This window comes from Rhodococcus sp. NPDC058521, from assembly GCF_042719695.1.
Classification (GTDB): domain Bacteria; phylum Actinomycetota; class Actinomycetes; order Mycobacteriales; family Mycobacteriaceae; genus Rhodococcus_F.
This window is the reverse complement of record NZ_JBHXNL010000010.1, coordinates 106031-118636: the sequence shown is the minus strand read 5'-3', so window position 1 is coordinate 118636 and position 12606 is coordinate 106031. Positions and strand designations below refer to the sequence as shown.

At 63.3% G+C, this 12606-nt stretch carries 12 protein-coding genes; 6 read left to right on the top strand and 6 right to left on the bottom strand.

Translation table 11 applies throughout. From position 1 onward, the window contains the following. Window positions 1-2: 2 nt before the first annotated feature. Window positions 3-1178, bottom strand: a complete 1176-nt coding sequence (hsaA, locus tag ACFWO3_RS16230; protein ID WP_378579499.1) for a 3-hydroxy-9,10-secoandrosta-1,3,5(10)-triene-9,17-dione monooxygenase oxygenase subunit — start codon at window positions 1176-1178, stop codon at window positions 3-5. A 189-nt stretch (window positions 1179-1367) separates the two neighbouring features. Between hsaA and ACFWO3_RS16225 the strand changes: the two genes are divergently transcribed. Next, on the top strand, window positions 1368-2528 hold the full coding sequence (locus ACFWO3_RS16225) for a Rieske 2Fe-2S domain-containing protein (protein WP_378579497.1): 1161 nt from the start codon (window positions 1368-1370) through the stop codon (window positions 2526-2528). A 2-nt stretch (window positions 2529-2530) separates the two neighbouring features. After that, complete coding sequence (locus tag ACFWO3_RS16220; RefSeq protein WP_378579495.1) at window positions 2531-2896, top strand: hypothetical protein; 366 nt, start codon at window positions 2531-2533, stop codon at window positions 2894-2896. 164 nt (window positions 2897-3060) lie between these two features. On the opposite strand, the gene dmpG is transcribed toward ACFWO3_RS16220, so the two are convergent. From dmpG to ACFWO3_RS16200, 4 genes are read right to left on the bottom strand one after another with little or no spacing between them, the layout of a single operon-like run. Next, complete coding sequence (gene dmpG, locus ACFWO3_RS16215; protein WP_378579529.1) at window positions 3061-4110, bottom strand: 4-hydroxy-2-oxovalerate aldolase; 1050 nt, start codon at window positions 4108-4110, stop codon at window positions 3061-3063. A gap of 5 nt (window positions 4111-4115) precedes the next feature. Beyond that, on the bottom strand, window positions 4116-5021 hold the full coding sequence (locus ACFWO3_RS16210; protein WP_378579493.1) for an acetaldehyde dehydrogenase (acetylating): 906 nt from the start codon (window positions 5019-5021) through the stop codon (window positions 4116-4118). A 6-nt stretch (window positions 5022-5027) separates the two neighbouring features. Then, window positions 5028-5813: a 2-keto-4-pentenoate hydratase gene (locus ACFWO3_RS16205; protein WP_378579491.1), complete on the bottom strand. Its 786-nt coding sequence runs from the start codon at window positions 5811-5813 to the stop codon at window positions 5028-5030. Window positions 5814-5816: 3 nt separating this feature from the next. After that, complete coding sequence (locus tag ACFWO3_RS16200) at window positions 5817-7430, bottom strand: FAD-binding protein (RefSeq protein ID WP_378579489.1); 1614 nt, start codon at window positions 7428-7430, stop codon at window positions 5817-5819. A gap of 121 nt (window positions 7431-7551) precedes the next feature. Between ACFWO3_RS16200 and kstD the strand changes: the two genes are divergently transcribed. The 3 genes from kstD (at window position 7552) to ACFWO3_RS16185 (ending at window position 10874) form a co-directional block, all read left to right on the top strand. Beyond that, window positions 7552-9291 carry a 3-oxosteroid 1-dehydrogenase gene (gene kstD / locus ACFWO3_RS16195; RefSeq protein WP_378579486.1) on the top strand — a complete coding sequence of 580 codons (1740 nt, stop codon included), beginning with the start codon at window positions 7552-7554 and terminating at the stop codon, window positions 9289-9291. Further along, window positions 9281-10141 (top strand): MaoC/PaaZ C-terminal domain-containing protein, encoded by an 861-nt coding sequence (locus tag ACFWO3_RS16190; RefSeq protein ID WP_378579484.1) that lies wholly within the window; start codon window positions 9281-9283, stop codon window positions 10139-10141. Before kstD ends, ACFWO3_RS16190 begins: the two co-directional genes overlap by 11 nt. 208 nt (window positions 10142-10349) lie before the next feature. Beyond that, the gene (locus tag ACFWO3_RS16185; RefSeq protein ID WP_378579482.1) at window positions 10350-10874 is read left to right on the top strand and encodes a C40 family peptidase; all 525 of its coding nucleotides are present in this window, start codon (window positions 10350-10352) and stop codon (window positions 10872-10874) included. Here ACFWO3_RS16185 and zapE read toward each other — a convergent pair. Then, on the bottom strand, window positions 10836-11831 hold the full coding sequence (gene zapE, locus ACFWO3_RS16180) for a cell division protein ZapE (RefSeq protein ID WP_378579480.1): 996 nt from the start codon (window positions 11829-11831) through the stop codon (window positions 10836-10838). The two genes, ACFWO3_RS16185 and zapE, sit on opposite strands and share 39 nt — an antisense overlap. A 70-nt stretch (window positions 11832-11901) precedes the next feature. Here zapE and ACFWO3_RS16175 point away from each other — a divergent pair, with 70 nt between their 5' ends. After that, window positions 11902-12495, top strand: coding sequence for a TetR/AcrR family transcriptional regulator (locus ACFWO3_RS16175; protein WP_378579478.1), 594 nt, complete (start codon window positions 11902-11904; stop codon window positions 12493-12495). Window positions 12496-12606 lie beyond the last annotated feature (111 nt).

Here is a 12606-nt window from a genome sequence, read left to right as displayed (position 1 = left end):
TCCTAGACCATCGTGTCCGTGATCGGCAGCCCGAACTCACCGGTGCCGTACATGACGTAGGCGCGCTCGGGATCGTTGGCGGCATGCACGCGGCCGGCGTGAGCGTCACGCCAGAATCGCTGCAGCGGAGTCCCGTTGGTGAGTGCGGTCGCGCCCGAGCTCTCGAACAGTTTGTCAATCGAGGCGATCGCCCGCCCGGTGGCGCGCACCTGATCGCGACGCGCACGCAAACGAATCTCGAACGGAACCTCTTCCCCGGCAACCAGTAGCGCGTACTCGTCGGCCACATTGCCGGACAGCTGACGCCAGGCGGCATCGATGTCACTGGAGGCTTCGGCGATACGCACCTTCGAGAACGGGTCGTCCTTCGCCTTCTCGCCTGCGTAGGCGGCGCGCACACGCTTGCCCTGGTGCTCGACGTGGGCGTCGTACGCCCCGTAGGCCATGCCGACGATCGGCGTGGAGATGGTGGTGGGGTGGATGGTGCCCCACGGCATCTTGTACACCGGCGCCGTGTTGCGCTCGAGTCCCGGCGCGGTGAGATCGTTCATCTTCTTGAAGCTCAGGAAGCGGTGCGTCGGCACGAACGCGTCCTTGACGACAATCGTGTTGCTGCCGGTTCCGCGCAGTCCGACGACGTTCCACACGTCGTCGATCTGGTAGTCGGAGCGCGGAATGAGGTAGCTACCGAAGTCGACCGGGCGCCCGTCCTTCATGACCGGTCCACCGACGACAACCCAGTCGCCGTGGTCGCAGCCGGAGGACCACGCCCACGAACCGTTCACCTTGTAGCCGCCGTCGACGACTTCACCGGCACCCATCGGCGCATAAGACGAGGAAATGCGCACGTCGGTGTCGGTACCCCACACGTCTTCCTGCGCCTGCTGATCGAACAGTGCGAGGTGCCAGTTGTGTACACCGACGATGCCGGCAACCCATCCGGTGGACCCGCACGCACTCGCGATCTTCTTCACGGCCGAGTAGAAGAGGACCGGATCCTCCTGGTACCCGCCCCACTGTTGCGGCTGCAGCAACCGGAAGAACCCGGTCTCCTGGAGCGCCTTGATGGACTCGTCCGGGATGCGGCGCAAATCCTCGGTTTCTTGTGCACGCTCACGCAGAGTCGGCAGTAGTGCGTCGAGCCGCTGCATAACCTCGTGACTGTCGTGGTCACCCACAGGACGCTCCCGTCTGGTCGAATGGTTCACTTGTTACTGAGACTAGAACACGTTCCCATTCCTGTCGAGAGTGCGGGGAATCAGCAGGTCATCGCTGGACGTCCGCCGCAAATCTCTCCGAAATATGGAAAATCTCGGCGTTATTCTATAACGTGTTCTAGTGACAGTACGAAGGGATGTGAGGGTGTAATGGCGCAGATTCGCGAGATCGATGTGGGCACGACCCGGACCCGCTACGCGCGTGGTTGGCACTGCCTCGGTCTTCTGAGGGACTTCCGAGACGGAAACCCCCACGCGATCGAGGCATTCGGCACCAAGTTGGTCGTGTTCTCGGACAGCGAGGGCAAACTCGTGGTTCTCGACGGTTACTGCCGGCACATGGGTGGAGACCTCACACAGGGAACCGTCAAGGGCGACTCGATCGCCTGCCCGTTCCACGACTGGCGCTGGGGCAAGTCCGGCAAGTGCACGGGCATTCCCTACGCACGCCGGGTGCCGCCGTTGGCGCGCACTCGAACCTGGACGACACTCGAGCGAAACGGCCAGCTGTTCATCTGGAACGACCCCGAAGGCAACCCTCCGCCCGAGGACGTCACGATCCCCGAGATCGAGGGCGCGTCCAGCGACGAGTGGACCGACTGGACGTGGAACTCGATGATCATCGAAGGCTCCAACTGCCGCGAGATCATCGACAACGTCGTCGACATGGCGCACTTCTTCTACATCCACTACGCCTTCCCGACGTACTTCAAGAACGTCTTCGAGGGCCAGGTCGCCGCGCAGTACCTCAACACCAAGGGTCGGCCGGACATCGGAATGGCCTCCCAGTACGGCGGCGACACGCTCCTGAAGTCGGAGGCCGCATACTACGGGCCGTCCTACATGATCAACCCGCTCTGGAACAGCTACAGCGGGTACGAGGTCGAGAGCGTTCTGATCAACTGCCACTACCCGATCGATCAGAACTCGTTCGTTCTTCAGTACGGCGTCATCGTGAAGAAGCCGAAGGGTGTCTCGGACGAGATGTCCGACAACCTCGCGGCCAAGTTCACCGAAGGGATCGCCGAGGGCTTCCTACAGGACGTCGCGATCTGGAAGAACAAGACCAAGATCGAGAACCCGCTCCTGTGCGAGGAGGACGGACCGGTTTATCAGCTTCGCCGTTGGTACGACCAGTTCTACGTCGATGTCGCAGACATCGACGACAAGATGACGCAGCGGTTCGAGTTCGAGGTCGACACCACCAAGGCCAACGAAGCGTGGCAGGTGGAGGTGGACGAGAACCTCGCCCGCCAGAAGGCCGAGAAAGAGGCCGCGGCCGCGAAGAAGAACACGGAAGCGCAGGTATAGCCATGAGTGCCTCGACCGAATCGCGCAACTCGAAGTGGGCCAAGGCGCCCGATTTTTCGGGTCAACCGGCTCGCGTCGAGGCCATCACGGCGCAGACGGTGGCAGACAAGGCCAACTATCTCGATTCGGGTCTGCACCAAGTCGAATGCCGTGCCTGCGGTACCTGCGTCCTGGTGCGCAAGAACAGCATGAAGCACACGAGTGTGCAGTGGATGTCCGATCCGGCCGAGTCCTGCCCCACGTTCCAGAAGGGCGTGTCCGAGGGCCGTTCGACGTCCGAGCAGGACGGCTGCCCCCGCCTGCAGGACAGCATCAATCATGCGGTGATGGAAGGCTTCATCGAGGTCCGAGACCCCGAGTCCACCTGACCATTCCCCTCCCCCCTTCCTGACGAATGTCACACACGTTCAGTTCGATCGAACGGGTGTGACATTGGTCGTTTCGGGGCGTTATTCACCGGGGCCCCAACGAATGTCACACCGGTTCGCGTGAGCTGAACCGGTGTGACATTGGTCGACAAAGGGGGAGAAGATCAGCTCGCGGCCGCTTCCTTCTGAAGCTCGAGGGCGATGTCGATGAGCTGATCTTCCTGACCACCGACGAGCTTGCGCTTACCTGCCCGTACCAACAGTTCTGCCGACGAGACGCCATACTTCTCCGCCTGACGTTCCGCGTGCTTGAGGAAGCTCGAGTACACGCCCGCGTAGCCCATCATCAACGCCTGACGGTCGAGCAGGCACTCCTGCGGCATTGTCGGACGCACGACATCCTCGGCAGCGTCGGCGATGGCGAAGAAATCGATTCCCGTCTTCACACCGATCTTGTCGCACACACCGACGAACGCCTCGACGGGCGCGTTACCGGCACCGGCGCCGAAGCGTCGTGTGCTGCCGTCGATCTGACGGGCACCCGCACGTACGGCGGCGATCGAGTTGGCGACACCGAGTCCGAGATTCTCGTGACCGTGGAAGCCGACCTGGGCGTCGTTACCGAGTTCCTGCACCAACGCTTCGACCCGCTCCGTGACGCCCTCGAGAACGAGCGCACCCGCAGAGTCGACGACGTACACGCACTGGCAGCCGGCGTCGGCCATGATGCGCGCCTGCTTCGCCAGCTTCTCGGGCGGGGTCGAGTGGGCCATCATCAAGAAGCCCACCGTCTCCAGGCCGCGTTCACGTGCAAGCCCGAAGTGCTGAATGGAGACGTCTGCCTCGGTGCAGTGAGTGGCGATGCGGCAGATGGAGGCACCGTTGCCCTGCGCCTCGACGATGTCTTCCTTGGTACCCAAGCCGGGCAGCATGAGGAAGGCGATCTTCGCGTTCTTTGCCGTATCGACGGCGATCTTGATGAGTTCCTGCTCGGGAGTCTTCGAGAAGCCGTAGTTGAACGAGGAGCCACCGAGACCGTCACCGTGCGTAACCTCGATGACCGGTACTCCGGAGTTGTCGAGCGCGCCGACAATCGAGCGAACTTCCTCGCCGGTGAACTGATGACGCTTGTGGTGCGAACCGTCACGCAACGACGTGTCCGTGACGCGGATGTCCCAAGCGCTGTCGAAGTGGATTCCGTCGAAATGAACCATGTCGCTCACGCCTTCACTGTCAGAAGCTTCTGGGCGATCTCTTCGCCCACCTTTGTTGCTGCCGCCGTCATGATGTCGAGATTGCCGGCATACGGGGGCAGGAAATCTCCTGCACCTTCCACCTCGACGAAGGTGGTGACGGTGGCCTGTCCGCCCGATACCACGCTGGGCTCGTCGAACTGGGGTTCGTTGAGGAGTCGGTATCCGGGCACGTACTGCTGGATGTCTGCCACCACCTGATGGATGGATTCCGCGATCGCATCGCGGTCGGCATCCTCGGGGATGGCGCAGAAGATGGTGTCGCGCATGATCATCGGCGGGTCGGCCGGGTTGAGAATGATGATGGCCTTACCACGTGTGGCGCCGCCGATGGTTTCGATTCCGCGGCTGGTGGTCTTGGTGAACTCGTCGATGTTGGCGCGGGTTCCCGGCCCTGCCGACAGGGATGCGACGGATGCGACGATTTCCGCGTACTCCACGTTCACGACACGGTTGACCGCGTAGACGATGGGGATCGTGGCCTGCCCGCCGCAGGTGATCATGTTGACGTTCGGTGCGTCGAGGTGCTCACGCAGATTCGCGGGCGGCACCACGGCCGGCCCGACCGCGGCAGGCGTGAGGTCGATGGCACGAATACCGGCGGCCTCGTATTTCGGCGCAGCATCCTTGTGCACGTACGCGGACGTCGCCTCGAATACGAGGTCAGGCTTCTCGGACTGTGCCAGTAGCCAGTCCACGCCCTCGGCGGAAGTTTCCAGCCCGAGCTTTCGCGCCCTGGCAAGGCCCTCGCTTTCGGGATCGATACCGATCATCCAGCGGGGCTCGAGCCAGTCGGATCGCTGCAGCTTGTAGAGCAGGTCCGTGCTGATGTTGCCCGAACCGACGATTGCCACACTTGCTTTTGTCATCAACAACTCCTATTTGAACTGCAAAGTAACGGAGCCGAGCCCACTGAACTCGGCACGGAAGTTATCGCCGGGGTGCGCGTCGATCGCCCGGGTGCACGAGCCGGGCAACACGATGTCCCCCGCTTTCAGACGTACGCCGAAGCTCTCGACCTTCTGTGCCAGCCAGGCAACGGCGGTCACCGGATTGCCGAGAACGGCGTCGCTGCGCCCCTCGGCGATCTGCTCGCCATTGCAGGTGAGCACCGCATCGATGTTCTTGATGTCGATGTCGGTCGGACGTACCCGCTCCTTACCGAGCACGAATCCTGCGGACGACGCATTGTCCGCGATCGTGTCCGGCAGGCCGATCTTCCAGTCTTTGATGCGACTGTCGATCAGCTCGATGGACGGCGCATAGGCGACCGTGGCGTCGATAACGTCCTGTTCCGTGCAGCCGGCGCCGGGCAAGTCCTTGCCCAGAATGAACCCGACCTCCACCTCGACGCGTGGGAAGCAGAATTTCGCGGTGTCGACGGGCTGGTCCTCGAACGCTTCCATGTCCGCGAGGAGATGTCCGTAGTCGGGCTCGTCCACGCCCATCATCTGTTGCATCGCAAGAGACGAGAGCCCCACTTTGTGCCCGACGACGCGCGCACCGGATTCGACGCGGCGACGGATGTTGATCAGCTGGATCTCGTAAGCATCGACGACGTCGATGTCCGGGTATGCAGCCACGAGCGGGCCTATCGGGGTTCGGCTGCGTTCAGCGGTGTCGAGCCGGTCGGCCAGCTCGGTGCGAATGTCCGTCGAGAGCATCGGTCATGCCTTCCCTGTGGTTGCTGTGGCAAGTGCTGCGATGTGGGCGCCGGCGCGACGCCCCGAGAAGACGCAGTCGGCGAGCGAGAGACCGCTGACGTACGAGTTGGAACACACCCCGACAGCCGTCCGACCGGCCGAGTACAGGCCGCGGATGTCCTGACCGTCTGGTGTCTGCACGGCGCCGGTGGTTTCGTCGACCACCAATCCCCCGAGGGTGATCATGGGGCATGGGTTCATCATGCTCGGCTTCACCGATACGTCATAGAGGGTGAAAGGTGCTGCCACCGCCGGGCGTACGAAATCGCTGTATTTGCCCATCGGGTCGGGCTCTCCGGCCGCAGCGGCCGCGTTGTGCGCGTCGACAGTGGCCTGCAATCCGACCGGGTCGATCCCCGCCTTGCGTGCCACTTCGGCCACGGTGTTGCCTTTGACCGCGGTGCGCATCATTCCGGCCGTCTGGACCCGCTGGAACCACATCGCCTGCGAGCCGATCTGACTTTTCGCTTCACGCACGAGGTCTGCGTCTGCCAGCAGCCAGCCGGCACCGCCGCTCTGCTTGACCATCGCGCTGCCGAGCGCCGCACCATATCGCGATTCGTCGACCATCCGCCGACCGTCCGGGCCGACGAGCAGCGTTCCGAGGAAGGCGCTCGGAGGAACGATGAATCGCCATGCCGACACCTTGTCGAGCTTTGCCGTGCCCGCACCGACTTCGACGCCCAGGTTGATCCCGGAACCGTCGTCACCGGAGGTGCCGAGCGGGATTCCGCCCTTGTAGTCGGGGGCGTGGGTGTAGAGCATCTTGCGGTTCTGGACGAATCCACCTGCACTGAGGACCACCCCGTGACGTGCTTGGATTCGGATCGTGCGGGCGTGCTTCTTCTCGATCCGCGCGATGAGCCGGTCGAGGATGTTCCGAGTCGGCGGCGAATAGACGCCGGGTTTGTCGGACAGCGCGCACAAAATCGCGTGCCGACGCCGCACGCTCACCGAAGCGTCCCGAAGTGTCGCGCATTCGAGTCCGATCACGGCACCTTCGTCGTCGACGATCAGTTTGCTCGCTTTGGTCTGCTGGTACAGCTGGACACCTTTGTCCTTCGCAGACTTCGCGAGGGGTGCGTACAGCTTCTTTCCCGAGGTGCCCTTGCCCTTGGGTCGGTGACCGCGGGGTGCCGGTTTCGCAACCGCACGGAACTCGCCCGCCGCCTCACTACCCGAGTAGTACAGGTAGTACTTGTTGTTCGGGTACGACGTCTTGTACGGGCACAACGAGGCCTCGAACGGCACCCCGTGCCCGATCAGCCAGTCGATCGATTCCGGACTCGCATCTACGAACCGCCGAAGCGTCTCGGTTGACACTGCGTCGCCCACCTCCTTCTGGAGGTACTTCAGCATCTCCTCCGGAGAGTCGTCCACCTTCGCGTCCCGCTGAACGGAAGTTCCGCCCCCGGCATAGAAAATCCCCCCGGATATAGCACTCGCACCCCCACCCGACGAACGGTCGACGGCCAGCACCTCGGCACCACCCGCGACGGCCTCCAGTGCTGCTGCCGCTCCCGCGACTCCGAATCCGACGATCAGGACGTCCGTCGACGCATCCCAGGTCACACCCATACCACCCTCGCGTTCACGACAAATTCACTGCAACGTGTTTTCGTGCAGACCCAATCCTCTCGTGATACTTCCTGGCAGAAAGGATGGACTGACACCCACATCATTCTATAACGTGTTCTACATGAGCAAGCACGAATACGACATCGTCGTCGTCGGCAGCGGTGCCGGCGGGATGACGGCAGCCCTCACCGCAGCCCACAACGGACTCAGCGTCGTCGTCCTCGAGAAGGCGGCCCACTTCGGTGGATCCTCCGCCCGCTCGGGTGGTGGCGTCTGGATCCCCAACAACGAGGTCCTCGTTCGAGACGGAGTCGACGACACCACCGAAGCCGCACGCACCTATCTGCACAGCATCATCGGTGACGTCGTCCCCAAGGACCGGATCGACACGTACATCGACCGCGGCCCCGAGATGCTCTCGTTCGTGCTGAAGAACACCAAGCTCGAGATGCAGTGGGTTCCCGAGTACTCCGACTACTACCCGGAGGCTCCGGGCGGACGTCTGGGCGGACGCAGCATCGAGCCGAAGCCGTTCAACGGCAAGAAGCTCGGCGCGAAGCTCGCAGAACTCGAGCCGGACTACGTCAAGGCGCCGTCCAACTTCGTGATCACCCAGGCCGACTATCGCTGGCTCAACCTCTTGATCCGTCACCCACGCGGCCCCCTGCGCGCAATGCGCGTAGGTGCACGGTTCCTTGCCGCCAAGATCACCGGCAAGCACCTCCTGGTCCGCGGACGCGCGCTGATGGCCGGGATGTACACCGGACTCGAGGCCGCCGGCGTTCCCATCCTTCTGAACACTCCACTGACCGACTTCGAGACGTCGAACGGCGTCGTCACCGGCGTGACCGCCACGGTGGACGGAAAGTCCGAGACCTTCACCGCCCGACACGGCGTGATCGTCGCTTCGGGCGGATTCGAGCACAATTCCGAGGCTCGGCAAAAGTTCCAGCGTGCCCCGATCGGCAGCGACTGGACCGTGGGCGCGAAGGCCAACACCGGCGACGGAATCTGGGCCGGTGAAAAGCTGGGCGCTGCACTCGATCTCATGGAAGATGCCTGGTGGGGGCCATCCATACCGCTTACCGGAGGGCCGTGGTTCGCACTGTCCGAGCGGAGCCTGCCCGGCTGCATCATGGTCAACGACCGCGCCCAGCGATTCGTGAACGAGTCCGCGCCCTATGTCGAGGCCACGCATGCCATGTACGGCGGCAAGTACGGTCAGGGCGAGGGTCCGGGCGAGAACATTCCCTGCTGGATGATCCTCGATCAGCGATACCGCGACCGCTACACCTTCGCCGGCATCACACCGCGCTCGCCCTTCCCCGGACGCTGGCTGAAGGCCGGTGTGGTCGTGAAGGCGGAGACGCTGCAGGAACTGGCGGACAAGACCGGCCTGCCGGTGGACGGCCTGACCGAATCCGTCTCGCGATTCAACACCTTCGCTCGCAACGGCAAGGACGAGGACTTCGGACGCGGCGACAGCGGGTACGACCACTACTACGGCGACCCCCGAAACAAGCCGAACCCGAGTCTCGGCACCCTCGAGAAGGCCCCGTTCTACGCGATCAAGATGGTTCCAGGGGACCTCGGCACGAAGGGCGGGATGCGCACCGACCGCGACGCTCACGTTCTCCGCGAGGACGGAAGTGTCATCGAGAATCTGTACGCGGTAGGAAACGCCAGCGGTCCGGTGATGGGACACACCTATGCCGGCCCCGGCGCGACGATCGGCCCCGCGATGACCTTCGCCTACCTCGCGGTTCTCGACATCGCGAAGAAGGCCAAGGAGTCCCGCGACGCGAAGATCTCCAGAGCGCAGGGGATCGATGCGAATTCGGGGGTGAGCAATGCCAATTGATCCGAAGGTCGCGATCGGCGCAGAGCTACCAACCCAGGAGTTCTCCTGGTCCAGCTCCGACGTGCAGCATTACCACCTCGCATTGGGCGCCGGCTCGAATCCGCTCGACGAGAACGAACTTCGCTATCTGACGGACGGAACACCACAGGTTCTGCCGACATTCGCGACGGTGGCAGCCAACTTCCACGCGACCGAAGCCCCGAAGGTCTCGTTCCCCGGAGTGGAGATCGATCTGGCGAAGGTGGTGCACGGAAGTCAGGAAGTGACGGTGCATCAGCCCATCCCGCCGGAGGGCAAGGCGCGCACCACCACTCGAATCTCGGACGTGTGGGACAAGGGCAAGGCCGCGGTCATCGTTCAGGAGTCCACGACCGTGGACCTCGACGGCGAACCCCTGTGGACGGCACGTTCGTCCATCTTCGCCCGCGGGGAGGGCGGATTCGGTGGCGAGCGCGGCCCGTCCGAGTCGGTCGAACTGCCCAGCCGTTCGCCCGACTTCGAGGTGGACACCCCGGTGCTCCCCCAGCAAGCGTTGCTGTACCGGATGTGCGGAGACCGCAACCCCTTGCACAGCGACCCGAAATTCGCGGAAGGGGCCGGGTTCCCGGCACCGATCCTCCACGGGTTGTGCACCTACGGGATGGTCTGCAAAGCCGCGGTCGATGCCGTTCTGGACGGAGATGCCAGCAGGGTTGCGGGCTACAAGGCACGGTTTGCCGGCATCGTCTACCCAGGCGAAACCCTTCACTCACGCATCTGGACGGAGGACGGCAGGCTCCTGATCTCGGTCACCGTTCGGGAGCGCGACGATGCGCCGGCTCTCGCAGATGTGGTCCTGACTCTCACGTAAAGAGTTAGCTATACGGAAGCCACGCACGCTTCACAGCGAACTCAGACATTACGCGGTGGTAACGAATGCCCGGTGGTACCTGCTGAACGAATATAACGATTCAGCAGGTATCGCCGGGTTTTGCTTTGTACGCTCTACTCGATCACCTGAAAGCCTAGGAATCCACAACCCAGCTGTCCAATTGGTAGCGAAGACGAAGGGGGACCCTGTGTCCCGACCGAGAGAGCGACAAGTCCGGCCCGTCCGCCGCGCGGTCGTGGCAGGTGCACTCGCCTTGTCCGCCACCGCGCTCGCCGCCGGTCCAGCGTTGGCCGAGCCGTCACCAATTTCCGGAAGCAGCTCGGGTAGCTCGAGTGGGTCCGCTGTGATCCCGATGCCCATTCCGACACCGACCGGGCTGGCGGCCCTGGCCGCGGCAACCACTCAAACCGGCAAGCCGTACCTGTGGGGCGGCACCGGACCGAATGCCTGGGACTGCTCCGGACTGGTTCAGTGGGCCTTCCGGCAAGCCGGTGTGAACCTTCCACGCACCACGTGGGAGCAGACCGAGGTCGGGGCACACATTCCTCTCTGGGCACTTGCCCCCGGTGACGTCGTCGTCCTCAACCGGGACGCCTCCCACATCGGAATCTATGCAGGGTTCGGGCAGGTATTCAACGCTCACAGCCCTGGGGTCCCTGTCGGCCTCACCCCACTATCGAACTGGGAGATCTACGACATCCGTCGGTTCTGAGCCCGCGAGAAGCGACAACCTGCTGCGCAACCTATCGACGTCCGGGGTGCTGTCAGCGCCGGCGACCAGGTCATCCAACGGCCGGTCGGCAATAATCGTGAGCGCGACGTTGGCGTCATAGAGCACGTCGATTACGTTGCCGAACCTACGAACAGGTTCGGCAAGAACCGAACCCAGGTGTGGAACACCGCTGATGGTCCAGGTCCGGTAGGTCTGGGCGAGCACGAGATACTCGCTTGCCGCCGTCGGGGTCTCGCAGAGTGCACCGAAGTCGAACCACACCGCGTCATCCTCGGCGGCCAGCGCTACGACACCGCGCCCGCCCGGACGAAGTGTCTGCCGCGACTCCACTCCGGGAAGCGTGGGATCGACCTCCACAACGTACCGGCCGGACGCGAAGCGGTGGTCACCCTCGTTCACCGTCCCACCTGCCCGGTAGTCGACTCCGGCGTCCACCGACAGCACATCGAGATTCGTCTCGAGCCACTCGATGGACGGCAGAAAAGCGTGATGAAACAACGGGTTGGGCAGCAACCCTTCCGGCGGATAATTGGAGGTGACGACCAGTGTGATTCCGCGCTCCTCCACGTGAGCGAGCAACCGGGCCAAGAGGGTGGCATCGCCGACATCGTGCACGTGGAACTCGTCGAAGCACAGCAGACGCACACCGTGGAGCAGCTCGTTCATCGCCCGATCGACGGATCCGTGCGCGTGTGTGCTGCGGTGCAGTTCCTGGAAGAAGGCATGGAAATGCACGCGACGCTTCGACACCGTCACCTTCTCGGAGAAGTCGTCCATCACGGCGGTCTTTCCGCGCCCGACCGGCCCCCACAGGTAGGTCCCCTTCGGTCGGCCGTTCCACTTCCTCGGCCACCTACTACGCAACTGATGTGCGGTGACATCGAGCTGCGCGACGGCGACGCGCTGTGCATCGTCCCAATCGATCTCTACATCCATAGAGGGCACTCTATGGATGTAGAGTTCATGTGGTCAATGGAATCAGTGGCAGTGTGAGTGGAGAGACAGCATGACCGATAGGCGCGAACTGATCGCGGACGCCGCGATCGCGGTGATCGCTCGCTCTGGGCTCCGCGCCCTCACACATCGAGCCGTAGACAGCGAACTCGATCTTCCTGGCGGGTCGACGTCCTACTACTTCCGAACCAAGCGAGCCCTACTCGAGGCCGCGGTCCGTCACCTCACCGAACGATCCAGGCAGCACTTCGAGTCGGCCACCGCAGCGTCGGAAGTAGCTCCGACCACGGATGATATGGCCCGATTCGGTGCCGAAATCCTGGACCGACTGTTGGACGAGCGGCTCGACGACGTCCGCGCCCGATACGCCCTGACAGTCGAGCTGGCCGACGACCCGGAACTTCACCGCCTGCTCGCCGGAAGCCTGTTCTCACGTCCGCGAGCCGTCGAATTGCTTCAGGCGCTTGGGGCGACCGATCCGGACACCGCGGGCGCCGATTTCGTCAGCGTCGTCGAAGGAGTGGTGTTCGACCGCTTCGCCGGCGCCCGATCGTTCGATGGTCTGACACCGGGAACCCGCGCCAGTATCGATCAGCTGGCAGGGGCCCTCGGCGCGTACCTGCGCGGAGCCGTGAGCGCCGGCTGAATTGCGACTTGGCACGGTCTTGCGGAACCTGCTGGCGCTTCTTAATATGAACGGCATTCAGAATTACCTTTGCCACACCTAAGGTATCTGTCGACTTCGGTGTTCACCCGC

Excerpts from the sequence above, each read along its gene's own strand:
- ACFWO3_RS16225 (WP_378579497.1), top strand. The coding sequence starts at position 1,368 with ATGGCGCAGATTCGCGAGATCGATGTGGGCACGACCCGGACCCGCTAC.
- ACFWO3_RS16220 (WP_378579495.1), top strand. The coding sequence starts at position 2,531 with ATGAGTGCCTCGACCGAATCGCGCAACTCGAAGTGGGCCAAGGCGCCC.
- dmpG (WP_378579529.1), bottom strand. The coding sequence starts at position 4,110 with ATGGTTCATTTCGACGGAATCCACTTCGACAGCGCTTGGGACATCCGC.
- ACFWO3_RS16205 (WP_378579491.1), bottom strand. The coding sequence starts at position 5,813 with ATGCTCTCGACGGACATTCGCACCGAGCTGGCCGACCGGCTCGACACC.
- ACFWO3_RS16200 (WP_378579489.1), bottom strand. The coding sequence starts at position 7,430 with ATGGGTGTGACCTGGGATGCGTCGACGGACGTCCTGATCGTCGGATTC.
- kstD (WP_378579486.1), top strand. The coding sequence starts at position 7,552 with ATGAGCAAGCACGAATACGACATCGTCGTCGTCGGCAGCGGTGCCGGC.
- ACFWO3_RS16190 (WP_378579484.1), top strand. The coding sequence starts at position 9,281 with ATGCCAATTGATCCGAAGGTCGCGATCGGCGCAGAGCTACCAACCCAG.
- zapE (WP_378579480.1), bottom strand. The coding sequence starts at position 11,831 with ATGGATGTAGAGATCGATTGGGACGATGCACAGCGCGTCGCCGTCGCG.
- ACFWO3_RS16175 (WP_378579478.1), top strand. The coding sequence starts at position 11,902 with ATGACCGATAGGCGCGAACTGATCGCGGACGCCGCGATCGCGGTGATC.